Origin of the sequence: Novosphingobium panipatense, assembly GCF_900182875.1 — a bacterium.
GTDB lineage: Bacteria > Pseudomonadota > Alphaproteobacteria > Sphingomonadales > Sphingomonadaceae > Novosphingobium > Novosphingobium panipatense.
The window spans coordinates 75,094-98,917 of record NZ_FXUI01000006.1; the positions used below are offsets into that span (position 1 = coordinate 75,094).

The 23,824-nt window shown below is 63.3% G+C and carries 19 protein-coding genes; 7 read left to right on the forward strand and 12 right to left on the reverse strand.

Annotation, left to right across the window (positions count from 1 at the left end):
* Positions 1–141: 141 nt before the first annotated feature.
* Both QOL62_RS11265 and QOL62_RS11270 read left to right on the forward strand, forming a co-directional pair.
* A complete protein-coding gene (locus QOL62_RS11265) occupies positions 142–1,521 on the forward strand; it encodes a pectate lyase family protein (RefSeq protein WP_283406297.1) in 1,380 nt (459 codons plus the stop codon).
* 11 nt (positions 1,522–1,532) lie between these two features.
* Entirely contained in the window at positions 1,533–2,702 is a 1,170-nt protein-coding gene (locus QOL62_RS11270; RefSeq protein WP_283406298.1) for a glycosyltransferase family 4 protein, read from the forward strand.
* Positions 2,703–2,740: 38 nt separating this feature from the next.
* Here the strand turns inward: QOL62_RS11270 and QOL62_RS11275 are convergent, their stop codons facing one another.
* The 5 genes from QOL62_RS11275 to QOL62_RS11295 all read right to left on the reverse strand — a co-directional run bounded on the left by QOL62_RS11275 (position 2,741) and on the right by QOL62_RS11295 (position 8,928).
* Positions 2,741–3,949 (reverse strand): outer membrane beta-barrel protein, encoded by a 1,209-nt coding sequence (locus tag QOL62_RS11275; protein ID WP_283406299.1) that lies wholly within the window; start codon positions 3,947–3,949, stop codon positions 2,741–2,743.
* A gap of 36 nt (positions 3,950–3,985) precedes the next feature.
* Positions 3,986–4,537 carry a polysaccharide biosynthesis/export family protein gene (locus tag QOL62_RS11280; protein WP_233204173.1) on the reverse strand — a complete coding sequence of 184 codons (552 nt, stop codon included), beginning with the start codon at positions 4,535–4,537 and terminating at the stop codon, positions 3,986–3,988.
* Positions 4,538–4,679: 142 nt separating this feature from the next.
* On the reverse strand, positions 4,680–5,615 hold the full coding sequence (locus tag QOL62_RS11285; protein ID WP_283406300.1) for a sulfotransferase domain-containing protein: 936 nt from the start codon (positions 5,613–5,615) through the stop codon (positions 4,680–4,682).
* The gene (locus QOL62_RS11290; RefSeq protein ID WP_283406301.1) at positions 5,612–6,838 is read right to left on the reverse strand and encodes a DegT/DnrJ/EryC1/StrS family aminotransferase; all 1,227 of its coding nucleotides are present in this window, start codon (positions 6,836–6,838) and stop codon (positions 5,612–5,614) included. Before QOL62_RS11290 ends, QOL62_RS11285 begins: the two co-directional genes overlap by 4 nt.
* Complete coding sequence (locus tag QOL62_RS11295) at positions 6,835–8,928, reverse strand: polysaccharide biosynthesis protein (protein WP_158250730.1); 2,094 nt, start codon at positions 8,926–8,928, stop codon at positions 6,835–6,837. Before QOL62_RS11295 ends, QOL62_RS11290 begins: the two co-directional genes overlap by 4 nt.
* A gap of 366 nt (positions 8,929–9,294) precedes the next feature.
* On the opposite strand from QOL62_RS11295, the gene QOL62_RS11300 reads away from it, so the two are divergent.
* From QOL62_RS11300 to QOL62_RS11315, 4 genes are all read left to right on the forward strand, one after another.
* A complete protein-coding gene (locus QOL62_RS11300; RefSeq protein WP_283406302.1) occupies positions 9,295–10,548 on the forward strand; it encodes a glycosyltransferase family 4 protein in 1,254 nt (417 codons plus the stop codon).
* 3 nt (positions 10,549–10,551) lie between these two features.
* Positions 10,552–11,508 carry a methionyl-tRNA formyltransferase gene (locus QOL62_RS11305; RefSeq protein WP_283406303.1) on the forward strand — a complete coding sequence of 319 codons (957 nt, stop codon included), beginning with the start codon at positions 10,552–10,554 and terminating at the stop codon, positions 11,506–11,508.
* 3 nt (positions 11,509–11,511) lie between these two features.
* A complete protein-coding gene (locus QOL62_RS11310) occupies positions 11,512–12,195 on the forward strand; it encodes a PIG-L deacetylase family protein (protein ID WP_103730838.1) in 684 nt (227 codons plus the stop codon).
* Between the two features lie 246 nt (positions 12,196–12,441).
* Positions 12,442–12,723, forward strand: a complete 282-nt coding sequence (locus QOL62_RS11315; RefSeq protein ID WP_283406304.1) for a hypothetical protein — start codon at positions 12,442–12,444, stop codon at positions 12,721–12,723.
* On the opposite strand, the gene QOL62_RS11320 is transcribed toward QOL62_RS11315, so the two are convergent.
* The 6 genes from QOL62_RS11320 to QOL62_RS11345 all read right to left on the reverse strand — a co-directional run bounded on the left by QOL62_RS11320 (position 12,720) and on the right by QOL62_RS11345 (position 22,283).
* Positions 12,720–14,897 (reverse strand): GumC family protein, encoded by a 2,178-nt coding sequence (locus QOL62_RS11320; RefSeq protein ID WP_283406305.1) that lies wholly within the window; start codon positions 14,895–14,897, stop codon positions 12,720–12,722. The two genes, QOL62_RS11315 and QOL62_RS11320, sit on opposite strands and share 4 nt — an antisense overlap.
* A gap of 133 nt (positions 14,898–15,030) precedes the next feature.
* Complete coding sequence (locus tag QOL62_RS11325; protein WP_283406306.1) at positions 15,031–16,047, reverse strand: hypothetical protein; 1,017 nt, start codon at positions 16,045–16,047, stop codon at positions 15,031–15,033.
* Positions 16,048–16,107: 60 nt separating this feature from the next.
* Positions 16,108–17,460: an O-antigen ligase family protein gene (locus QOL62_RS11330; RefSeq protein ID WP_283406307.1), complete on the reverse strand. Its 1,353-nt coding sequence runs from the start codon at positions 17,458–17,460 to the stop codon at positions 16,108–16,110.
* A 45-nt stretch (positions 17,461–17,505) separates the two neighbouring features.
* Positions 17,506–18,642, reverse strand: coding sequence for a glycosyltransferase family 4 protein (locus tag QOL62_RS11335; protein ID WP_283406308.1), 1,137 nt, complete (start codon positions 18,640–18,642; stop codon positions 17,506–17,508).
* Positions 18,639–19,796 (reverse strand): glycosyltransferase, encoded by a 1,158-nt coding sequence (locus tag QOL62_RS11340; protein ID WP_283406309.1) that lies wholly within the window; start codon positions 19,794–19,796, stop codon positions 18,639–18,641. Before QOL62_RS11340 ends, QOL62_RS11335 begins: the two co-directional genes overlap by 4 nt.
* 225 nt (positions 19,797–20,021) lie before the next feature.
* Complete coding sequence (locus QOL62_RS11345) at positions 20,022–22,283, reverse strand: S9 family peptidase (RefSeq protein WP_283406310.1); 2,262 nt, start codon at positions 22,281–22,283, stop codon at positions 20,022–20,024.
* A gap of 125 nt (positions 22,284–22,408) precedes the next feature.
* On the opposite strand from QOL62_RS11345, the gene QOL62_RS11350 reads away from it, so the two are divergent.
* A complete protein-coding gene (locus QOL62_RS11350) occupies positions 22,409–23,251 on the forward strand; it encodes an exonuclease domain-containing protein (RefSeq protein ID WP_283406311.1) in 843 nt (280 codons plus the stop codon).
* A gap of 33 nt (positions 23,252–23,284) precedes the next feature.
* Here QOL62_RS11350 and QOL62_RS11355 read toward each other — a convergent pair whose 3' ends face one another.
* The gene (locus QOL62_RS11355; protein ID WP_283406312.1) at positions 23,285–23,770 is read right to left on the reverse strand and encodes a hypothetical protein; all 486 of its coding nucleotides are present in this window, start codon (positions 23,768–23,770) and stop codon (positions 23,285–23,287) included.
* Positions 23,771–23,824 lie beyond the last annotated feature (54 nt).

Below are 23,824 nucleotides of genomic sequence, written 5' to 3' on the forward strand. Positions count from 1 at the left end.
GCACATACGAGTTAGAAGGCCCGGTTCGCTACGCCCTATTGGTAGCTGGCCGCGTGCGGGGGGGCGGGATAGGTTCAGTCGTTCAGCTTGGGGCAGGCGCTCGCGCCTTGAGGCTGCGATCGTCTGACAAGGGAGGCCGAAATGCCGGTGGCGAAGCTCATTGCGGCGCGCAAGCCTCAGCCCGAAAGGAGGCTGCGCAGCGTTGCGCTTGCCGCTCTTTCCATATCGGCAGCGCTCTTCCTCTTCGCTCCGGCTCAGGGCCAGCAGCCTGCGGTGAAGAATCTTGCGGGGAAGAAGGCTTTCCCCGGTGCCCTCGGCTACGGGGCGTTGGCCGCAGGCGGAAGGAACGGCAGAATAATCCACGTGACGAGCCTTGCGGACAGCGGAGCCGGCACGCTTCGCGCCTGCATCGAAGCCCGGGGCCCGCGCGTTTGCGTTTTCCGCGTGAACGGCGTCATCCGGTTCACCTCCAGGCCTCCGTGGATCGTGAACCCGTACATCACCATCGCCGGGCAAACGGCGCCAGGTGGCGGCATCACGCTCTCCCACGGCGGGGGAGACAACGGTCGGACGCCGCTGGTCATCAAGGATACGACCGACGTGATCATCCGCCACGTCCGGGTGCGAACGGACCGGATAGGCGGCTTCCAGGGCGCCGAAGACGACATCACCATCGAGAACAGCACCCGAGTCATTATCGACCACGTCAGCGGCAGTTGGGCGAGGGACGAGGTCATCAACGGTTTCGGTGACAACGACGACGTGACGATCAGCAACTCGATCTTCGCCTGGGGCATTCCCAAGCATGACAAGTGCGCCCTGCTGGCAAGCGATCCGAAGGACAAGCAGCGTATGACGTTCGTGAATAACATCTGCGCGCACAATGGAGATCGCAATCCAGACATCAACTTCCCGCCGGCGTCCTGTGTCGAGGTGGTCAACAACATCCTCTACAACGCGCAGTCCGAGTTTGCGGAGGTATGGGAAAGTTACGGAGGGACACCTGTGTCCATCGTAGGCAATACATTCGTTGCCGGGGGCGATACGAACCCGGGGAGCCGCGGCATCGCGCGTGAGACCACCGGCACACGCGGCATGGCCAAGATCTACATGTGGGACAATGCATTCGTGGGATCGTTCAGCCACATCAGCCCGGAAGTCAAAGCCGCTGTCGTGACGACATCGCCCTGTCCGCTCACCGCCCCGCCGCGAGCTGCGACCGTGGCCTACGCCGATGTCCTGTTGAAGTCCGGGGCCTTTCCGAGAGACGCGATCGATGCACAAGTGGTGGCCGACGTGCGCAACCGCACCGGGCGCATCAACTATCCGAACCCCGCCATACCGCGCCAGCCAACCGCAGCTCCTTACTCGGACGCAGACAAGGACGGCATGGATGACACGTGGGAACGATCGCAGGGCATGAATCCGGCCGCTGCCGATCCTTGGGCCGACCAGGATGGCGACGGCATCGCCAACTTCGAGGAATTCCTGACCTTCCGCGAAAAGAGTATGGGGCTTTGAACGCTTTTGCCATGACGGGCCTTGCGCCGCGTGTGCCGGCGCCGGTCGAAGGCCGGCCGACCATTTGCCTCCCTTTCTCCGGCGACGAACTGGGCGGAAGTCACGTCTCCGTGCGCGGTCTGTTGGAAGGTCTTGACCATGAGCGCTATCGGATCATCCTCGTTCCGGAAGTATCCGGCGGGAAGATAGCGCGCAGCTTCGCGGGATACGAACAAAAGGCCGACCCCGCTCGCTCCTCGCGACCGTTCGTTCCGGGGGAGCCCTTCGGACTGCTGAAGGCGGTGCAGGCCCTTTCGGGTGCCATGAAGCGGGCCCGGTTCCTTCGTTGCGAGGGCGTCGCACTGGTCCATACCAACGACGGACGGACTCATGCTTCGTGGGCGCTTGCCGCGCGGATCGCAGGTGCGCGATTGCTATGGCACCACCGGGGTGATCCGGAGGCCAAAGGCCTGCGTCACGTCGCCCCGGTCCTCGCCAGCCAGGTGGTGACGGTTTCACGCTTTGCCCTTCCATCGACGAAGCGGGGAGCCTTAAGTACGGCACAGGTTGTCTACAGCCCCTTCAACACGGCGATACAAGCGGATCGGGCCAGTATGCGGGCACGAATATTGCAGCGCATCGGCGCTTCGGAAGACACCGTCCTTTGCGGATATTTCGGCAACTTCATCAGCCGAAAGCGGCCGCTCGAGTTTGTGGCTGCCGTCGAGCGCCTGGCGGAGAGGAGCGAACGGCCGGTGGCAGGCCTCATGTTCGGCGACGAAAGCAATACAGACTTGGGCGATGCGCTGCCCCGACGGATAGAAGCGATGCGCAGGGGCGCCGTCCATATGATGGGCTACTGTTCGCCGGGACATGAATGGCTCGCCGGTTGCGACCTTCTGCTGGTGCCGGCTGCGCGCGAACCGCTGGGACGCACGCTCGTCGAGGCCATGCTTGTGGGCACCCTGGTGGTAGCAACCGATTCCGGTGGAAATGCCGAGGCTCTCCATGGCGGCTGCGGCGTGCTCTGCCCCCTTGATGATCCGGACGCGATGGCGGCAGCTGCGGCCGAACTTCTGGCGGATGGAGTCAAGGCGCAGGCCATGCGCGAAGTGGCGTCCGCGCAGGCACGTCTGCGCTTCTCAAGCGAGCATCACGTACGTCAGATTTCAAGGATCTACGATCGTCTGGCTTCGCCGTGACGGTTGGAATAGGGGCGATAAAGGGGCACCGGGCTTCGTCAGAAACGCATCCGGACCGAAGCGCCGCCCCTGAAGCGCTTGTACCTGTCCCTCGCGTCGATCTCGGCATCCCGGTCACCGTAGCTGGCCATGGCAACAACGGATATGCTGCGTGAGATCACGTACTCGACCTCTCCACCAACAGTGAATATTCTCTGCTTGTCCCCTGACCCGTTATATTTGGTCTGTCGAAAACCGAACGTCGGCGTGGCGAACAGGTCGTGGCGGATCTCCTGCTGCACGGCTAGCCGGAACGAGGTGTCCGTGCGCTGCTGGGCACCCGTGCGGAAAGTGGCCACGTCGCCTTGGAAAACATCCAGCAGGATCGCCGTTCGACGGCGTGGCCGGTAGACAAGGCTTCCCGCGATCGAGATGCCCGTCCTCCCCTTCACGCCCCCGTCGCTGGGATCGAAACGGAATACACCGGCGGAAAAGTTGCCTTCGAGAGGCCCGCCCGGCTGAATGTCGACACCCACGCGGCCGCCGAACGTCGTCGAGTTCCGACCCGTGCCGGCTGCTGTTTTTTCAAGGCGGAAGTCGCGGCGCGTGACGAATCCCGTCGCGGTCAGGAAAACCGTGGAGCGCGTACGCAGACCAAAGGTCGCCCGGGCGTTGTAGTTGGTGAAGTCACGGTCCGCGTCGCGCTGCGACACCGCGTCGTATTGCGTTGCCGCACCTTCCACGTCGATTAGTATATGCCCGCTGTCACGCCGATAACGCAGGTTTCCGCCGAGAACGTCAATTTTTCGCGGCCCGGTCTGCTGGCTGACGTTGGACTCCGGATCGCCGCGCTCTTCGATCGCTCGCTGCACAAAGCCGCGGGCGGACGCTGCCGAGGAATCGGTGGGCGCCCAACGCAGTGCGCCGTCGATGCTCCACGCTTCGGCATTTTCGGTCTTGAGATCCGCGAACCGCCGGATGTTTCCCGAGGCGCCTAGCTCTGCCGATAAGGGACCGGGCGCCGTCGCCAACCGCATGCGCGGCATGATCTCGGTGCGGATGTCGTCGTTTCGATCGCGTGGTTCCGCGTAGACGTTGCTATCGTATTCCAGCTTCGCCTCCAGCCCGAGGCTTAGGCTCATGTTGCCGATCCGCCTGGGCCGCTCCCGGTAAATGGAATCGTTGGCAAAGACGGCGGGCGCTGTTTCGCCGATGTCGCGCGCTTGCGACTGAGCCATGGCGCGCGGGCTCACAAGGAGAAGCGGCACCGGGGCTGCAAGGAGAAGGGCGCGAACCTGCATCGATCAGAACCACCGTTCGTAGACGCGGATCTGATCACCAGGCAGGATCGGGGTGTGTTCGTCGGCCCGGGCTGTCATGGGAGCACCGTTCACCGTCCGAGTTATCGAAACGGCGCCGGTGCTTGCCCGGTATGTATATCCGCCGGCTGCGGAGAGCGCCGAAAGTACGGTCATGCCCTGGCGAAATTCGAACTCACCGGGCTTGTTCACCTCACCCACGATGTAGAACGGGCGCAACTGGACAGGGGCGACGTTGACGACGGGATCACCCGTCATGATGCCCTGACGCAGCAGGGTGGTCGCGAGGCTCTGCTCGATCTCGCGGTACGTCATCCCGCCCACAGCGATCTGCTTGACGTAGGGCAGCGAGATCATGCCGCTGTCCTCCACGGTGTATTCGCCGTTCGCGGCGGCCAGATCCTGAATGACGATGCGCAGCTTGTCACCAGCGTTCACCCGGTACGCGCCGGCGGGAGCTGCCGAGAGAGCTGGCATCGACTTGGTGGGCGATCCGCAGCCGCCCAGGAGCATGGCTCCGGCGGTGGCGGCGAGCATGGCTGCGCGAACGGGCGCCAAGACAGGACTTTTGAAGGGCATGGTGCGCTCCCCTGAAGAGATAGGCGCCCTGGTTCCGGGCGCTCACAACGGTTTGACGAGGGTAGGCGGTAAAGCTCCGAAAATCCTTGGGAATTAAGGATTATCCGGTTCTCTCGCGCGAGTTGGCGGCACTACCTCTCCGCGCGAGAATGGGCGACGACGTGCTAGACGGCGCCGCCGTGATGGAGTGCACCTTTTGAAGGCCACTCAAATTCCAGGAAGTCAGGTCGAGATCGCACAAGGATGCAAGTTGCTCCACATCCCGGGCGTAGAAATCGATCAGGTGCTGGCGCAGAGCCGGAGACAGAGGAGGGTAGGCGATTTCGCGCGCCATCAACGAACGCGTTCCCTCGAAAAGAGGGTTCCCGCGCAAGGGGCGCACGACACCCTTCAAGGGGGCGAGCGCCCTGCGCAGAGGCAGAGGCAGGATTGCCGCCCGGCTGTTGTTCTCGCGCTGGCTTACGCGCTCGGGCGCGTAGACGGGTTCCACGCCGATGTGGCGAGAGACCGAATGCACGATCTCTTCCGGTCGCCTGTCTACGTCTTCGTAGAGATAGACGAGTATGTTCTCACGAGGGAACAGGTCGAGCCAGCGCCGCAAGTGACGCGCATAGAGGCCGTCTTCCAGAAATCGGGGGACGGACGAGTCCGGCCGTGACAGATACTCCTCGGGCGGGCCGGAAATCGTCCCTCGGCGATAGAACATCTTGTAGTCGGAATAAGCCCGCTCCACCGGATTGCGCAGTTGCAAGACCAGCCGCACGTCCGGCAGCATCTTGGCCACACGCTGGGCCGCCAGCGGGTGCGCAAGGTAGTCAGCAGACTTCTCGCCGACGATCTCCACGCTGGAGGGCCGAGTTTCGAAGAAGGTGCGGTAGTGCTCCTCGCCTCTTTCGAACCCGGCGCTGAAAAAATGGGGCTCGCAGTCCGGCAGAAAGATCCGTGGATTCTCCTGAAGCCGCATTTGTATCCAGGTAGTGGCAGCCTTGACGGCTCCGATGACGATGAAGCTTGGATACCAATCCCGACCGCTCATTCCGCAAACGCCTCCCGGACGGCTTCTGCGATGTAATTCATGTCGGAAGTCTCCATGGTGTGATCGACGGGGAACATGAGGGTTCGCCGCCCAAGCGCGCGCGCCCTCGGCAAGTCGCCATCACGGCGCACCGGCAGGTGAGTGAAGGCCTTTTCCTGGCTCATGTCCGGGCAGGAGCCCGTCCCGGCGGGAATTCCGCGAGCCAGCAGTCTTTGAAGGATTCGCTCCCGCTCCGCGGCCGGCTCGCGCCCTTCAGCAGCAAGCTGGACGTAGAACTTGTACCACGCATGCCCCTCGTCGGGAGACAGCCGGGGCAGGAGAAGCCCGTCCAGGTCCTTCCACGCATCCAGAAGTATGCGTGCGTTGCGACGGCGTATGTCCAGCCATCCGGGAAGCTTCGTGAGCTGCCGACGCCCGATGGCTGCCTGCATCTCGGTCATGCGGTAATTGGACCCGGCAAGGTCGTGGATGTAGCGGAACGCTCCGGATGGCGGTGACTGCGGCGCAATCATCGCGTGAGATTTGCCGTGATCCTTGATCGACCAGGCAACCTCCCAAGTCATCTGGTCGCGAAGCAGGAGAACCCCTCCTTCACCGCCCGTGGACATGATCTTGTCCGTGCAGAAAGAGAAGGAAGAAGCGGCGCCGAAGGAACCGACCCGGCGGCCTTTCCATGTCGCGCCGTGTGCCTGCGCACAGTCTTCAAGCAGGAGAAGCCCATGATCCCGGCAGAGGGCAACCATGGCATCCATGTCGCAGGGCCACCCGGCAAGGTGCACGCACAGGACGGCCCTGGTGCGCGGCCCGATCATCCGTTCGACAGACACGGGATCGATGTTCTGACTGTCGGCTGCCACGTCGGCGAAGACCGGGAGCGCCCCCACCGCAAGTACGCAGCTCGCTGAGGCGAAAAAGCTGCGCGCCGGCACGATCACCTCGTCGCCGGGGCCGATTCCCAGAGCGCGCAAGGCGACTTCCAGCGTGAGGGTGCCGTTCGCGATGCACAGGCCGTGCGGCATACCGACGTAGTCGGCGAACTCGGCCGCGAACGCTATGTTATGCGTGCCGTGAACGAGCGCGTTCACCCTACCTGACTGCAGCACCTCGCACACGGCCTCGATCTCGTCGGCTTCGTGACAGGGCCATCGGCTTCGGACCTGCCGTGCTGCGGGTTCGATGAGCGCGATGGTGCTCTCGATCTTCTCGATGGACAGAGCATTCATACGTTTACAGGCTCCCCATTGCGGCCCGACAGCACGGGCAGATCGTTTTCGACCGGTGTCAGCAAGGCGGCTCCACTCGGTATCTTGACCAGAGTGTGAGTGATGCGACGAGCCTCCGCGTGGTCGCCCAGCTCGACGGCACGGCTTAGCCGATCGATACTATGGGTGATGTAGGGAAGCGGTATCGGCTTCGATTGCGCTTCGAAGATGCCCTTGATCGCGGAGGGAACCTGCTCCTCGCAGATATCGAACAGCTCCTCGTAGAGCTTCTCGCCGGGTCGCAGCCCCACGAACTCGACCGGCACGTCGATCTCCGGCTGCAGGCCGTAGAGCCGGATCATCCTGTAAGCCAAGTCGACGATGCGGATGGGCTTGCCCATATCCAGCACGAGGATCGTGCCGCGACGTGAGTCCTCGCTGAGGACGGTGGAACTGCTCTGGAGGATGAGCTGCACGGCCTCCCGCACGGTCATGAAGAACCGCTCGATATCCGGATGCGTGACCGTCAGGGACTTGCCCTCACGCAACTGACGATGGAAGAGCGGCACGATGGATCCGCTCGATCCGAGCACATTGCCGAAGCGCACCGTCATGAACCGCGGGGCGTCCGCATCGTCGACCCCGCACATGTCGAGGGCCTGGCTATAGAGTTCGCCCACGCGCTTGGTCGCGCCCATCATGCCTACGGGGTTGACCGCCTTGTCGGTCGACACCTGCACCATGGCCTTGGCGGAAAACTCGCAGACCGCATCCGCGACGATCCGGGTGCCGATGATGTTGGTGTGTACCCCCGCACAGGGGTTCGTTTCCACGATGGGCACATGCTTCAGCGCCGCCGCGTGGTAGACGATCACCGGACGGTGCTTTTCAAAGACCCGTCGCACTTCGTTGCGCTGCCGGATGTTGCACAGCTCGGGCTGGATATCGAGGTCGGGATAGACCTCGCGCAGCTTCATCTCGATCGCGTAGAGGTGGAATTCGCTCTGCTCCAGCAGGACGAGGCGGGAGGGGCGGAAGCTGGCCAGCTGCCAGCACAGTTCACCGCCGATGGTGCCGCCAGCCCCGGTCACCAGAACGCATTTACCGGCGATCTGGCTGGTGATCTGCTCGCCTTCGAGCGTCAGTTCGTTGCGACCCAGCAGGTCCTTGACTGAGAGTTCCTCAAGCTGGACGCTCCGGTTGCGCTGGAGGATGTGGCTCCAGCACTCGCGCACCCGCGACAGTTCGATGTTCAGTCCACGGGCGCGCGATGCCAGACGTGCCATCTCGCGATTGCTGAGGTCGTTGCCATCGTCACATGCGATGATGAGGGACGGGCGCAGGTCTTCCCTGTCGAGGACGTCCACGGCCTGCAGCACGTCGTCGTGGCTGCCCAGCACGGGCACATCGGCGATCTGCAGAAGAGTGCCATCAACGGTGGGAAGCAGAATGCCGGTGATCGCGAGTGTGGGAGTGGTCTCGCGCCGAACCATCTGGATCACCGAAAGCACCCAGTCCGGTGACCCGACAAGGATAGCGCGCCGCAGGTGTTGTATACGCGGATCGAAGCGGTTGACCGGCGCCGGACTGTTCACCCGCTCGCGGATGACCCGGCGCACGCCCCGCATGAACATCAGCGCGGCAAGGCCGAGCAGCCACTGGGCCAGGCCGATCTCCGCCCATAACCCGCGCTCCTGCTGCACGCCCGGGAAGAGAAACAGGATCGCCCAGCCCAGCGCGAAGCTGGGCAGGGAAAGCGCGGAAAGCTGTACGGCGTGCGTGAAGCTGAAGAAGCGCCAGCTGCGTCGATAGAGTCCCGTGCCCAGAAAGATCATGACGACGGTGGCGGAGAAGATCATGACGGCAAGCGTATCGATTTCGCTGTCGGGGAAATCGGTGCGTCCAACGACCGAAAAGGCCATGACGAGAGTTGCGCAAAGAGCCGCGAAATCGACCGACATGAGTGTCAGGCTGCGGATCATGCGCCGCAGGCTGAACTGAGCGCTGGCGGAGATTGCACGCCTGGGGCCGATCTTTCGAACGCTCACAAGGCGGTTGCGCATTGCGCCGGTGGCAAAGGGGAGCCGGCTCCCGGAGACGATCTGGTCCATTGAGGCGACCTTCGCAAAGCGGCGGAATACATCAGACTGCCGTCGCGGCAGTCGTAACGCACCGTTTACGGCGGCCTTGCCCCCGGCGCACCTGAGCATGTGTTATCAGCCCGAATTGCCACGCCCGTTCTCCTAGGAGACGGCGCATCCTCTCGCTCATCCGGATACTTCATAGGTCTTAGCGACAATTCGAAGCGCCGGTTCTTAATTGGAGTGCATGATCTCCAAGGGCTATCAGCCGTTATGATCCTTTGCTCTTCGCGCGTGCGGACGCATGATCTCTTCAGACCTCTGCATTCCTCGTTCACCCCCCGGCTCCGGCATGCAGCGGTCGCTCGTTCATCGCAGCCAAGGCTACGCCGTCTCATGAAGATCCTGGTACTTTCGAGCCTGGCCTATTCGCTTACCAATTTCCGGGGCGCGTTGCTGCGTGAAATGATCGCGAATGGCCACACCGTTCTGGCCGTCGCGCCTGACCACAACGACGCTGTCGCACAGGAACTCAAGAGTTCCGGTATCGGTTTTCGCGTGGTGCCGATGCAGAGAACCGGCACCAACCCGATACACGATGTGGCGTCACTCTATCGATACGCCCGGCTGATCATGTATGAGAAGCCGGACCTGATCCTCGCTTACACGCAGAAGCCGATCATCTACGGCGGGTTGGCGGCGCGTCTTGTCGGTGGTCGTCGGTTCTTCGCGCTCATGTCCGGCCTCGGCTACGTCTACAGCCCGCATAACGACAAGCGACAGCTGCTGCGCAAGGCGGTCTCGTTCCTCTATCGGGAAGCTGTGCGACGCACGCGTGCGATCTTCGTGTTCAATGCCGACGACCGCCAGGACATGCTCGACTTCGGGATCGTGAACGCCTCCCATCGCGTGGTACAGGTACCCGGGTCAGGGGTCGACCTCGCACACTTTCCCCATGTTCCGCTGCCACGGACGGTCATCCGTTTCCTTTTCGTGGGCCGGCTCATGCGCGACAAGGGCGTGTACGAGTTTCTGGAAGCGGCGCGCCGGATCAGCCGGCATCATCCTACCTGCGAGTTCATGGTGCTCGGCCACTACGAACGGGCAAACCCCACCGGCATCGACGAGGCGGAATGCCTCAAGCTTGCGGCGGAGTACCCCGTCAGGTTCGTTCCCGGCACCACGGATGTGAGACCCTATCTCGCCGGCTGCTCGGTCTTCGTGCTGCCCTCCTACTACCGTGAAGGCCTGCCACGCACGATCATCGAGGCGATGTCGTGCGGGCGACCGATCGTGACCACAGACACGCCAGGGTGCCGCGAACCGGTGACAGAAGGTGAAAACGGGTTCCTGGTGCCGCCGCGTGATGTGGATGCCCTTGCGATCGCCATGCAACGCTTCATCGACAATCCCGAACTCATCGGGGCCATGGGGGCGCGATCAAGAGCCATCGCCGAAGCCACGTACGACGTGCGGAAGGTCAATCGGCAGCTTCTCGACGAAATGGATCTCCTCGTGGAAACCTGGAAGCCGCAGGTGATCGATCCCGGGCAGCCGGCAAACGATCGGGAAGCCTCTCCGGGTGCGGCAGGCGCCTGTCCGGCCGGCCTTGCGAAGGCTGAAACCACTGTACATCCGATCGCGGGATAGAGCATGCCGATCGCGGATATTGAACGTTCGACCGAGCAAGCCACGGCATTGTTGCGCGCTGCCGTGGTCGGTGCCGTGGGAAGCACGGAAATCCTTCTCGCGGAGCTGTCGAGGGCCGAAGGCTGGCAGGTACCGCTCGTGGTGACTCTGCCCCCCGAACTGCATGGCCGCCATTCTGACATTGTGGATCTGGCGCCGCACGCCGCTGCGGCGGGAGCGGAACTGCTTTATGTGGCGCGCACGAACGATGCTGCAACACTGTCGGCCGTGAGGGCTGCCCAGCCCGATTACGTCTTCGTCGTGGGCTGGTCACAGATCGTGAACGCCGAGTTCCTGAACATCGCGGCGAGAGGCTCCATCGGTTACCACCCGGCACCCCTGCCGCGACTGCGGGGGCGGGCGGCGATCCCCTGGACCATTCTCCTGGATGAGCCCATTTCCGCCTCCAGCCTGTTCTGGATAGGCGAGGGCACCGACGATGGCGACATCCTGGCGCAACGCTATTTCCATGTGGCGCGGGACGAAACGGCGCAATCCCTGTACGACAAGCACATGGATGCACTTGGCGCGCTGCTGCGGGAGGTACTTCCCAAGCTGGCCAGCGGGCAGCAGCCCCGCACACCGCAGGACGATCGGTTCGCCACCTGGGCGACGAAGCGCACACCTGCCGACGGGCGGATCGACTGGCAGGAAAGTGCCACTTCAATCCACCGCTTGGTTCGCGCAGTCGGAAGTCCGTACCCCGGCGCCTTCACCACCCTCGGGTCGCGTCACCTGACGGTGAGTGGGACGCGGCTCGTGAGCGGTACGGAACGTCATCACGCCATGCCGGGCCAGATCGTAGCGAAAATCGGAGACAGTCTTGTCGTGCAAACAGGCGACGGTCTTCTGGAGATCACGGACTGGACTTTCGAGGATGGGCGCTCACCCGCCATCCACAGCATCCTTGGGCGCGGTTGAGGCATGGGTCTTGAACATTTCGGGCGCGTGCTTGTCATAGCGCCACATCCCGATGACGAGATACTTGGCTGCGGCGGCACGATGGCCCGGCTCACAGGAGCGGGTCACGAGGTCCATGTGGCCATCGTCACCCTCGGGCGCGAGCCTGCCTTTCCCGCCGAAGGGGTCGCTCGCGTGCAGGACGAAGCACGCCGCGCGCATGCGTTGATCGGCGTTCATGCCACGCACCGCCTCGATTTACCGGCTGCAGCGCTGGACACCGTGGCAGCCGCCGAGCTCAACGGAGCGCTGATCAACCTCGTGAACGACGTCAACCCGGATACTCTGCTGATCCCGTTCCTCGGGGACGTTCACCAGGATCACCAGTTGACCTTCCTCGCCTCGATGGTCGCGGCGCGTCCTCGCAGTCCAAAGGCACCCGCGCGGATCCTTGCCTACGAGACGTTGTCGGAAACAAACTGGTACGCTGCGCCCACGACCCCCGCCTTTGTTCCCAACGTCTTTATCGACATACAGTCGACGCTCGAACGCAAGTTGGAGGCGTTTTCTCTGTTCGAAACACAGGTCAAGGCCTTTCCGGACGAGCGCTCGCTTCTCACGATCGAAGCTCTGGCGCGCTTGCGCGGCTCGGCGGTCTTCCTGCGTGCAGCCGAAGCCTTCATGGCCATCCGGATGATCGAGCGATAGGCCGACGTGCGGCGAGAGCCGCCGCGTTCAAGCGAATGCTTTCCGGAGGCGTCGACTAGATCCTCATGGCACCCGCAGGTAACGCCACCCTAAGAGCGCTTGAGGTCCAGTCCGTTCACCACACGGCAAGACGATTGCGGTCGACCTGGCTTGCGCTGTATGCCCCAGGAAAATGGGGGATCGTAAATGGCGTCGGGCTGCTTGAGAATACGCGTAAAGTGCGTCACAGCGTCGGAATTCCGTGGCGTGGTTGCCGATGATGATGGCCCCAGCCCCTTGCTTCGAGAAGGGACCGAGGCAAAGGTGTTCCTCAGTCCTCCGGGCACCCACTTCGAGGAAGACTCGATCATCGGGTCCGGGCGGATCTATGACGATCGCGTCGAAATCGACCTGTGCCTGCGATCTGACCTCGTTGCGAAGCTTGTCGACTCCGCGCCACTCATGCTGGAGATGACGACCTCGCCCTTGACCGAGACCATCTTTCGCGTCCGAAGCGTGGAAGACTGCGGGAAGGCCCCGGAAATTTAGACGGGCAGCGGTGCCTTGTCGCGCGCGTAGTAGTACTGATAGTACGCCATGTCTTCTCCGAGGACGGCTGCGGATCGGGCGTCGACCTGGGTAAGCACCAGCCCGAAGATGTTGGCATCCGCGCGGTGCAGTTCGCGAAGGGCCGTCTTCAGCAAAGGCTTTGGCGTCGTGCGCCACCGCACCACCAGGAGGACGACATCCGCCATGGCCGCGACCGCCCGAGCTTCCGCGACCGGGATGGCCGGGGCGATGTCGAGCACGATGAGATCGTAGAAAGCCTTGCAGTGATCCAGCAGCGCGGCCGTCATGTCCGACTGGACGATATCGAAGTTGTTGCTGTTCGTCGTGTTAAGCGGCAGGACATGAGCGCCGGAGGATTGATCGACGACCACGGCCTCCTTGAGAGTGGACAGGCCGGAAAGGACCTCGACCAGACCGGGCCCTTCTCCGAGGCCGAAGGCATGCGTCGTTCCCATGCGCCGCAGGTCGCAATCGATGAGGAGGGTACGCCGCCCCGCCAGGGCAGCCGATCGCACCAGGGCCATTGCGGTGCTGGTCTTGCCTTCGTCGGGGATGGATGAGGTCAGCCCCACCGTCTTAGCAAGCTGCCCCTTCTGTCCTATCCGCAGCGCCGTCCAGATCGACCGAACCGTTTCAGCAAAAGGCGATTCCCGGTGCGTGGCCAGGAAGTCGGGCACCGACAGTGGCTCTCCCTTGCGGAAGTCGGGCTCGTCCATTGTGGCGATGTCGGGAAGGCTGCTGATGACCTTCAGACCCGTGAACTCCTCCGCCTCGGTGCGTGTCCGGATGCCGTTCTCCCGCCATTCCAGCGCCAGAGCGAGACCCACGGCGGCGACGATGCCGATGGCAAGCCCGCCGATCATATAGACCAGGATGTCTGGCGAGGAGGGCAGGCGGGGCGTCTGCGCGCGTGAGATGATGTCCGCCTTGCTTTTCTCTGTCCCTCGCGTCGCCAGCTGGACGCGATAACGATCCAGGAACGTTTGGTAGAGCTGGCGCGAACTTTCCGCCACACGCTCAAGTTCGGCGAGCCGTACCGAAGCGTTGTTCCCTGCAAGCAGCCTTCCCCGCGCGCCGCCGATGGCGCCCTGTATCGCTCCAACGCGCTGGCTTGCCACGCGTACATCCTGCCCGACGCCGGAACTGGCACGCGCAACTTCGCGCTGGAGGGCGGTGCGGGCTGCCGCGAGGTTGGCTTCGGTTCGGACACGGTCCGGATGTGCAGGGCCGAGGGAGGAGGTCTGTTCCGCCAGTTTCTGCTCCAGCGTTGCGACCTGCCGACGCAGATCGGAGATGACAGGACTGGAGTTCACGACCGAACCGTTCTCACCGGCGTTCGCGCTCGCCCGGCCCTGCGCGGCCGCCAAGTCGGCCTTTGCAGCCGCCAGTTCGGTGTTGAGCGTGGAAAGCTCCTGCTGGGCGATGGTGTCGTCGTCGCTGATGCTGACAAGGTCGGCGCGGGCGCGGTACTGCGCAACTGCTGCTTCGGCCCTCAGCACGTCGCCCCGCAACTGGTCCAGGCGCGAGCGCAGCATCTGGATATCAGACCCTCGCGCTGTCTGCGCCGCCTGGACTTGCCCGCCGACGTAGGCGTCAGCGACAGCGTTCGCCACCATGGCCGAAACTTCGGGATCGTTCGACTTGTATCTTAGATTGATGGCGTAGGAGAGCCCCTTGCGTTCCACCTTCAGGCCGGAGCGCACAAGGTTGGTTGCGGCCTCGACGCTAAGCGGGGCCGTCGTGTCGGGCACTTTTGCCTTCAGGAACGCGGCGTCCGTGTTCAGCCGGCTGCGGATGACGGCGTTGCGCGCGATTTCCGGCGACAGGAGTACCTGGACTTCGGTGTCCACTGCCGGCGAGTCTATGACGTTGTCGCGGTTGGTCTGTGCCGTGCGGACGATCTGCTGTTCACTGCGGTCCAGCGCCAGAATGACGTTGGCTTCGTAAACCTTTTCGGCAAACAGGTAAGCGATCATCGTCAGCGCGACGATACCCCCCACAAGCCCGAGCATGAGCCACTTGTGACGCCAGATCAGCGCTGTCAGCCAAGCGAGATCGATGAACTTCTCACCGCCGCCATGCGCCTGTCCCGTAGGAGAGGGCTTGGCTTCGTAAGGCTGCTGGGCTTCGAAGTGTTGGACACCGAGGTTCAAAAGCGCACGCTCCCTGGAAGAGGCGGGGTTACTGTGCCGCCGGAACAGCCTATCGATCCATCAGAAACACGGGGTAATTCGGAATTGAAGGCAGGCGAGATCGGTCGTCAGCGGGCCTGAAGATTAACGGCGATCAGTTGTTTACCCGTTGGTCGACCGTCACATCCGATCCAGCGTAGCTGCTGGTGCTGTTGAGAATCTGGCTACTGCTTGCGACCAGACGCCGGATATGCAGAGTGACGGGACCATCCTCTGCGCGGAACAGGGGCACCTTCGGGTTACCGGTCGCGATCAGCACGTCGATCTCGATCCGTCGTCGCTGATTGCGGCTACCCTTGCCGATGATGCCGACGAAGCTGTTGGTCCCCAGTTCGATGAGACCGTGCTTCTGGTCGCTCCAGATCTTCATACCCTCACGGCATCCCTCCAGCCGTACGTTGTCCACCCTGACGGCACCCTTGATGTCAAGGCAGGCATCGCTTGCGTTCGATACGCTGCCGTCGGCAATGAGCCCTGAATAGCCGCCTTCGGTCGATATGCCGTCGACGTTCTGGTAATTGCTTCCCTTCGCCATGGTGAGGTTGCGAAAGTCGAAGTTGCGGATTTCGAAGGTTCCGGTGTCGTTGGCATCCTTGCCCTTGAGGGCGATCGCCGCCCAGGCATCCGCATCGTTCACGGCAGGTGAGGCCGGGTCACCGATCCAGACCAGATCCCGGAAGACGGCTTTTCCGATGCCATTGCTGACATTGACGAGGCCGAGCCCCAGGACGGGGTCGGCGCGCGCCGCCGTGGCGCTGACGCGCACAACCTGCAGGTCTGGAACGGTGTCGCCGCGCAGGAGAGGGCCGTAGCCCCGCGCGACGACATCGGAGAGGACAAAACCCGTGACGTTGCGGGCATTGACCAGCATTGTGCCAGCGGCAACGCACAGGCCCTTCACCGGCGCCGCGCCTGCGGTGGCGCGGATCGTCTGGCGCGTCCTGCAGTCGGAGGTGTTCGCCTGAGGCGGGGCTATTGCCGGCATCCGGAACGAGGACGAGGTGCCTTGCGCGAAGGCTGCCGATGGCGATTGCGACCGCGTCAGTGCGATACCCGCCGCAATCGTTCCGCAAAGAAGGAGCGAGGCCGTCGAAGCGTAGAACCTGTTCATGCGCCCTATCCCGTGCTTTGTCGTGACTTACGAAGGTGATGCGGTCCGGCCTTGCCCGTTTTAGTGAAATACGCTGACGGGCCGACCTTCATTCCGCGACGGGCCCGGCGCGACACGGCTCCGGTCCAGCCAGGCGTGAATGGTGAAGCCGCACAGAAGGCCGTAGAAGAGAAGGCCTTCGATCATCCAGATCGGCATCGTTGCCATGTTCAGAACGAAGAAGCCGAGGTGAGCGGTCACGAGCGTCAGCCGATGGCCTCTTGCGGCAGACAGCGCGAGGGCCAGCATCCAAGACCACAGAAGCAGCATCGCCATCACGCCAAGCGCGCCTAACTCGTACAGCGTCGATACCAGCGTATTATGCGCATAGTATCGATAGCGGCCCTCCCACGCGTTTGCTCCGAAGCCGATCAGGTGCTGTCGGCTTCCACCCTGCTGCCACGCGTCGATGTACTGACTCCAGAGAAACAGCCGGCCCGACATCATTTCCCGGTCCGCCTCCTGAAAGTCGTCCGGAGATTTGTTCACGATCTCCGGATTGGCCGCCAGGGTGGCGATGGCCTCGAACCTTTCGCCGGCGATGACGGGGATAACAGGGACCGCCGCCAGCATCGCCAGAACGATCAGGATCCCGGCAACACCGCGTTGCCGGGGCGGCACGGCGGCCGCGGCGGCACTGATCAGGAGACCGATCAGCAGAGGGGCTGCCGCCAGGATTGCGGTCCTGTAATTCGCTGCCGCTATGCCGGAGATGGTGATGGCGCCCACGAGGATCTTGTACCGTCCCTTCAATCCCGGGTGCAGCATGGCTGTGAGGAGCGCCGTCAGGAGGATTATCGAAAAACTGGCCTCATGATTGTAGCCGCCGATGTACGAAGCCGATCCATCGCTTTCGTTCGCCTTGCTGATGCCCAGGACCAGACTGGCGCACTGCATCGTGAGCGGCAGGGAAAAGGTTGAAAGCAGGCGCGACAGCACGGCCGCGTAGCCATCAGCTCGAAAGGCGTCATAGGCGGCGAGGGCGATCATCGCGAAATACGCGTACTTAACGAGCGTCTCCACGCCTCCCGCCGCTTCTCCGTTAAGGGCTGCGCTGATGGCGACAAGAAAGGCGAGCGGCACGAGCGGAACAAGCACCAGCGGTACCGCACGGCTACGCAACAAAACCTGACTTCCGATGGCGACGAGGGCGACCGAAACCAGCGCGTTCCAGCTGAGACCTGCCGGCGAGGCGGCGAAAGAAAATTCCGGTTGCGAGGACATGGCCAGGCGAAGGGCGAAAGCGGACACCAGGAACGATGTGGAAGCGCTGACGCGAACGCAGAGAAAGACGACAAGGACAGCGTAGCCCAGCAATACCGGCAGGACGAGGAAAAGTGGAAGAGGCGGGCTGCCGTCGGTCAGAGCAAGCATGCGCTGGGTCTGTCGTCTTGGTTGCAGGGCAGGAGGAGCGGGAGGTCAGCCGGCATTGCGAAGACGCGTGGCGCAGGCCTGAAGCGGGACCATTTCACGGTAGCAGGAGGCGGTCAGCGTCGCCACTTCGTCCCAACCCATCAGAATGGCAGGGATGTCGGCCTCCGCATGCTCACGCGTGGGATCATGATCCCCTAGTCGTGCCGCCAGTTCCTCGACATCGCCTACCGGGAAATAGCACTGCTCCGGCAGGTCCAGGTCGAGGTTGGGCTGAATGTCGCTCAGCAGCACCGGGCAGTTGCAGGAAAGCGCCTCCAGCGCCGCTATGGGAAGGCCCTCGTGGAACGAGGGGAGCACGAACAATGAGGCGTTGCGATAGAGGACGCCCAGGGTCGAGCGTGTCTGCATGCCAAGCATCCGCACGTCCGGGGCAGCTTCCTTGAGCAGACGGTCCGCGAAAGCGTCTCCCTTCTTTCCGGCTCCGGCGATGACAAGCGTTCGTTCGTCGCCGCTCCTGCGGAATGCCTCGATCAGGTAATCGAGCCCTTTCTCCGGCACCAGTCGGGCGACGCAAAGAACGAACCTTCCGGGCTGCAGCTGAAGCTCCCGCAGCACCTCGGCTGCCGGACGGTCGGGCGGGTCGGGCGGGCTGACGCCGTTGGGGATGAAGACCGTCTTTTGCGCGGCGAAAGGGTAGCGCTGCTGCATTCTTTGCGCGAGCGAGGGAGAGACGCAGATGATGCGATCCGCGAAACGCATTCCCATCTTCTCTCCAAGGACCAGCATGCGGCGGGCTAGCGCACCCCATTTCGCCCGGTCGTAATCCGCGCCATGGTGCGTAAGCAGTACGCGCATCCCCAAGACCTTGGCCAGAGGCGCGAGGAGTGCCGGCCCCACGGCATGGATATGCAGCGCTTCTGCCCCTCGGCGCCACGCGTGAAGGACACCGATCAAGGTGGAGACGAGAGCCTCGGAGGAGGTGGTGTCCGGGGCATAGAGAGGAGCCAGACCGACGCCGCGGAAGCTGCGGAGAGCAGGGTCGACGTAGGCCGCGCGGCAGCAAACTTCGATGCGTATGTCGGGATTGATCCGGGCCAGGCGCGGCAGCAGTTCCTCGCAATGGGTCTCGACGCCGCCCATGACGCCGGGGATGCCGCGAAGACCGGTGACGAAGACCTTCATGCGCAGGCCTCCTCGCGACCGCCCAGTGCCGTTGAAACAATGCGCCGGCGGAACATCTCGACGGCATGTTCCATCGAGAAGGCCTCCACCCTGTCCGAAGCCTCCCGGGAAACCTTCTCACGCACGCCCGGATCAAGGAACCGGTCCATGCATCTGGCCATCGCCGCGTCGTCGCTCATTGCCACGAGCACGCCGCCCCGGCCCCACGCCACGTCGCCATAGTCAAGTTCGACACCCAGTATCTCGGCAGGTCCGGAGGGGCAGTCGGTGGCGATCACCGGCAGACCGGTCGCCATCGCTTCGACCATTGCGTTCGGAAAACCCTCGGCGTTGGAGGTCAGCAGATACCCTCCGGCGCGGGCGAGTATGGCGTGCGGGTTGGCCACGAACCCCACGAAGTGGACACGCGGGCCTAGACCCAGTTCCTGAGCCAACGCTTCCAACTCCGCGCGAAGCGGACCTTCGCCAAGGACCAGCAGCCTGCCCGCCATGCCGGAGCGGGAGAGCGCGCGAATGGCCATCGCCGTGTTCTTGTTGGGAACGAGGCGGCCCATCGTGACGAAGTCATCGGAGGACACCGCGATCTCCGGTTCCTGCGCTGCAAGCTCGCGTATTCCTGCGACGTCCACCGGGTTGTAGATCACGCAGGTTCTTGCACGGCTGACGGCGAACTCTTCCTCCAGCCCATCAGCCACCCCTTGGGATACGGCGATAACCTGCTGCGCCCGGGGATAGCAGTTGCGGATCAGGAAACGGCTGATGAATGCCAGCCGGCTCGTCGCCAGATGCGCGCTCGTGTGGACGCGCTCACTGACGATCGCCGGCCGGCCGACCGCCTGCATCGCAACGATCGTCGCGATGTTGGCCCGCGACAGGAACGAAAGGGCGATATCGGGTCTCAGGCGGCGTACCAGCTTGTACAGCCCCGCGATACTGCGGACGATGCCGCCCTTGGTATCGAGGCGCACCACGCTGACACCATCGGGGAGGGTGTAAGCCTCGTGGGGCTCCTCGTCGAGCAGGACCACCGTGATGGAAAGTTCTTGCGACTGGCTGTGCAACTGGCGGACGAGAGTGGAAAACACACGCTCCGCCCCCCCGCCGGCAAGCGAGTTTATGACCATAAGAGCCTGGAGAGGTGCCCGTCCTGCCATCGCTTGCTGCCAACCTTCCTGAGTTCGTCTCAGGCTAGAGCGGTCAGTTCAGCTTCACGACTCCACCATAGGGATGGACCCGAGGGTCAAAAGGGGTGGCGGCCCTGCATTTTCGAGAAGGTTGGCCGGACGGGGCAGGGCCTGATTTCTTGGAGAAATCAGTGATGCGCTTTGGCAGATGGGCCGGACGTGTGGCAAACGCTCCGGCCCATCCCTTACCAAAGTTCATTTCGGCGGCGTGACGCCGTTCCGTTCGAGGAAGTTGAAGATCGAGGTCCACAGATGCACACTTATGCGTGGGCCGCGAACCGCGTGCGTCTGACCCGGATAGAGCATCATCTCGAACGGGGTGGCCTCGGCCTGCATCTTCGCGACCAAAGTCGTGCTGTTGTCGAGAACGACGTTGTCGTCGGACATGCCGTGGATGAGCAGCAAGGGGTCCGTGACCTTGCCGGCGTTCTCGAGTGTGTTGGCCTTTCGATAGGCGCCCGGGACGCGGCGCGGGTCGCCCATGTAGCGTTCGGTGTAATGGGTGTCGTAAAGTTCCCACTTCGTGACCGGAGCACCGGAGATGCCCGCAGCATAAAGGCCGGGGTCCGCCTGCAGCATCTTGAGCGTCATGTATCCGCCGTAGGACCAACCGTAAGTCGCGATCTTGTCGGGATCTACGAAGTCGAGCGTCTTGAGATAGTTGGCGCCGCTTTTCTGGTCCTCGACTTCAACCGATCCCATCGCTTCGCGGATCTGCGATTCGAACGCCACGCCGCGATTGGCGCTGCCGCGGTTGTCTATGGCGAAGTAGACGTAGCCTCTGTCGACGATTGCCTGCGGCAGGGCACCATCCCACGCCCGGCTGACCGTCTGGACGTGCGGCCCGCCGTAGTGCTCGAAGAACACCGGATAGCGCGTGCCCGGCTTAAGCGGCGGCGTCACCATCATCCAGTGCAGGTCGGAGCCATCGGCAGCCTTGATCGTGCCGAACGTCGTGGGGCGGTGGCTTGCGACATAGGGGGCGTAGGGGTGGTCTGCGTCCAGCCTGTTTTCTTCGACCCAGGCAAGGCGCTCGCCTTCCTTGTCCGCGATGTAGGTTTGCGAGGGCTGGGTCGGGGAGGAGCGGGTAACGAGCAGAGTGGCGCCGTCACGGCTGGCGGAGGCAGCGTTTGACCAGCCCATCTCGGTTAATCTCTGCGGTGTTCCGGGCTTGGCCAGGTTGACCGCGTAGAGCTGAGGCGCCAGCACATCGTCTCGATTGCCGACGAACAGAACCCGTCCGGTCTTTTCATCGACGGAAACAAGCTTGGTGACGACCCACTTCCCGGACGTGATCTGTTTCCACTTGCCCTCGCGGAAGTGATACAGATGGCCATAGCCATCCCGCTCGGACCACCAGAGCAGGCTTCCGTCGGACAGGAACCGGTAGTTGTCCGTTAGATTGGTCCAGCTGCCCTTCGAGGCGGTCTCCGTGAAAAGAACCCGGCTGCGGCCAGTCTGCGGATCGACCGCCAGCATGTCCAGCCGGGTCTGCTCGCGGTTCTGGCGCTGCACGTAGAGGGTCTTGCCGTCGCGCGCCCAGTCGACGCGGGCGACGTAGATGTCGCGGTCCGTGCCGAGATCCACATCCACCCGATGGCTGCCGTCGGGCTTCATGACGTGAAGGGAAACCACTGCGTTGGGTGTGCCCGCCGCAGGGTAGCGCTGCTGGTATGTGCGGGTGCCTTCCGCGCCAATAGCGGTGCGGGTGACGACGCCCACGTCGGCCTCGTCGTAGCGCTCCACCGCGATCCAGGCATCGTCAGGTGACCACCAGTACCCCGTCATGCGGCCCATTTCCTCCTGGGCCACGAACTCGGCCTCGCCCCAGTGCACGGTCGGAGACGTTTCCTCGGGCGTGATGGGCCTATGGCTCTCGCCCGTAAGCGGTCCGACCCAGAGGCGGCCGTCCCGGACGAACGACACCGAAGTTCCTTTTGGGCTGAGAGCGGCATTGAGTTCGTCTTCGGCGGAGTTCGTCAGGCGGCGGACACTGCCGTCGACATCTGCCAGATACAGGTCGCCATCCAGCGGCACCATCACGGCCTTGCTGTTCTCGGTCCAGTCGTAGGCGATGATACCTTTCAGGCTGCCGACCCGCTGGCGTTCACGCTGCATCTTTTCCGCTTCGCTCAACTCGCGCCCTGAACCGAGCTTCAGCGAATCGACGAGCATGCGCCATTCGCGCGCGGTTCTGTCGAAAGCCCAGAGATCGTAGCGGTCCTTGTCGGTCTCGCGATTGCGCAGCAGCGTGATGTAACGCCCGTCCGGTGAAACGCGCACGGCGCGCGGCATCGGCCCGTCCAGCGAAGGGCTGGCAAAGACGCGCTCAAAGGTCAGATCCGTAGAGGACACGGCGGGAGCACTCCGTTCGGCGGTGGCAGCAAGGGCTGGGAAGCACATGGCGGCAGGAAGCGCTGCCAGGATGCAGGCGCTCAACAGACGGATTCGGTTCATGTCCTTTCCCTAGAGCCGTGCTGAGGACAGGGAAAGTGGTGAGGCCCCTATCTGTCTGCTATGTCCACGAAATGACGATCTCCCCATGCTCCCCGAAGTTCGAGCCACACGACTCCCGGTCATCCTTGGACAACCTCGATTTCGTGGTCGTCGACGTGGAAACCGCCTGCGCCCGGGTCAGCAGCATCTGCCAGATCGGCATCGTAGGGTTCAAGGACGGGCAGGAGGTCTTCGCTTATGAGACGCTGGTGGATCCGCGCGACGAGTTCGCGCCGTTCAACGTCGGGATACATGGGATCAGGCCGGATCATGTAGCCGGGAAGCCCACCTTCGGCGATATCCATGGTGTGATAGACGGATACCTCGGTAACCGCGTTACAGTGGCTCACTCGTGGTTCGACAAGGGCGCGTTGGCCGCAGCCTGCCGTCTTGGGGACCACGCGCCGATCGCCGCGCGATGGCTGGACAGCGTCAGGGTCGCCAAGCAGGCCTGGCCGCAGCTGGCCAACCACAAGCTGAACGTCCTCTCCCGCTTTCTGGGCATCGAGCACCGGCACCACGACGCGCTCAGCGACGCGCGCGCCGCAGGGTGGGTGATCATCAAGGCCATCGAGCATACAGGGATCGGCCTGCAGGGATGGTTGGCGAACTCCACGCCCCCGCGCGCCAAGCCACCGGCGCCGGCAGACGAAGGGCCGCTGAAGGGTGAGCGGGTGGTCATCCTTGGAGAAGAAGCCGATGGCAGACTGGCCGCCTTCATTGCGTCCAGGGGCGGGCGGGTCGTACGCTCCGCCGGTAGCACGACCACGATCCTGGTGATCGCGACGGCACAGCCATATGGCCGCTGGGTCGGAACAAGCCGGCTCTATCGGCGGGCGAAGGAACTGCAGGAAATGGGGCGTCCGCTGACCATAATCAGCGAAGAAGAGCTACGCAGGAAGGTCTGTGCGGAAGCGGTTCCCGCCTGACGTTGCACAAGTGCGGGTCCCACCCGCCCCCGGTCAGCGGATCGTCGGCGGCGGTGTCAGGATGATGACCGGAGGCTTCTGAACGGGCGCGGTGACAAGCACGGCGGGACCGATCACCGCTGGCTCGGCAAATTCGGCCTGCTGCACATCGGCGGCCGCATCTTCCGCAGCCTCTGCAACCATCTCCACGGGACGGTTGCCGATCATGTGGGTGGCTGGGCGCAACGGGTTTTCCTCGTCACTGAAGGCCAGTTGCTCATCGAAAGAGGCATAGTCGGCCTCCTCAGCCTTCGCATTCGCGCCGAAAAGCCAGTAAGGCGGACCCGAAGCGACGTCGGCGTCGATCACGGGCTCGGGTGCGGCATCCGCTTCCGTCCCCGTGAGTGCGAGGGTGATGCCATAAGCATCAAGCGGACTCTCATCCAGGCCGGTCATCCGGGTGGGAACAAGGCTGGAGGCGACAAGTCCCAGGACAGCGGCGCAGGATGTCCCCAGCAGCATTTTCGGCCATAGGTGCATCGCCTTTCTCCCGTCTAGCTACGGAAGATCAACGCTTTGGTTCAAAACCCGTTC

Bases quoted from the DNA above. Each gene is read 5' to 3' on its own strand.
- QOL62_RS11265 (WP_283406297.1), top strand. From the start codon at position 142: ATGCCGGTGGCGAAGCTCATTGCGGCGCGCAAGCCTCAGCCCGAAAGG.
- QOL62_RS11270 (WP_283406298.1), top strand. From the start codon at position 1,533: ATGACGGGCCTTGCGCCGCGTGTGCCGGCGCCGGTCGAAGGCCGGCCG.
- QOL62_RS11280 (WP_233204173.1), bottom strand. From the start codon at position 4,537: ATGCTCGCCGCCACCGCCGGAGCCATGCTCCTGGGCGGCTGCGGATCG.
- QOL62_RS11285 (WP_283406300.1), bottom strand. From the start codon at position 5,615: ATGAGCGGTCGGGATTGGTATCCAAGCTTCATCGTCATCGGAGCCGTC.
- QOL62_RS11290 (WP_283406301.1), bottom strand. From the start codon at position 6,838: ATGAATGCTCTGTCCATCGAGAAGATCGAGAGCACCATCGCGCTCATC.
- QOL62_RS11295 (WP_158250730.1), bottom strand. From the start codon at position 8,928: ATGGACCAGATCGTCTCCGGGAGCCGGCTCCCCTTTGCCACCGGCGCA.
- QOL62_RS11300 (WP_283406302.1), top strand. From the start codon at position 9,295: ATGAAGATCCTGGTACTTTCGAGCCTGGCCTATTCGCTTACCAATTTC.
- QOL62_RS11305 (WP_283406303.1), top strand. From the start codon at position 10,552: ATGCCGATCGCGGATATTGAACGTTCGACCGAGCAAGCCACGGCATTG.
- QOL62_RS11310 (WP_103730838.1), top strand. From the start codon at position 11,512: ATGGGTCTTGAACATTTCGGGCGCGTGCTTGTCATAGCGCCACATCCC.
- QOL62_RS11325 (WP_283406306.1), bottom strand. From the start codon at position 16,047: ATGAACAGGTTCTACGCTTCGACGGCCTCGCTCCTTCTTTGCGGAACG.
- QOL62_RS11330 (WP_283406307.1), bottom strand. From the start codon at position 17,460: ATGCTTGCTCTGACCGACGGCAGCCCGCCTCTTCCACTTTTCCTCGTC.
- QOL62_RS11335 (WP_283406308.1), bottom strand. From the start codon at position 18,642: ATGAAGGTCTTCGTCACCGGTCTTCGCGGCATCCCCGGCGTCATGGGC.
- QOL62_RS11340 (WP_283406309.1), bottom strand. From the start codon at position 19,796: ATGGCAGGACGGGCACCTCTCCAGGCTCTTATGGTCATAAACTCGCTT.
- QOL62_RS11345 (WP_283406310.1), bottom strand. From the start codon at position 22,283: ATGAACCGAATCCGTCTGTTGAGCGCCTGCATCCTGGCAGCGCTTCCT.
- QOL62_RS11355 (WP_283406312.1), bottom strand. From the start codon at position 23,770: ATGCACCTATGGCCGAAAATGCTGCTGGGGACATCCTGCGCCGCTGTC.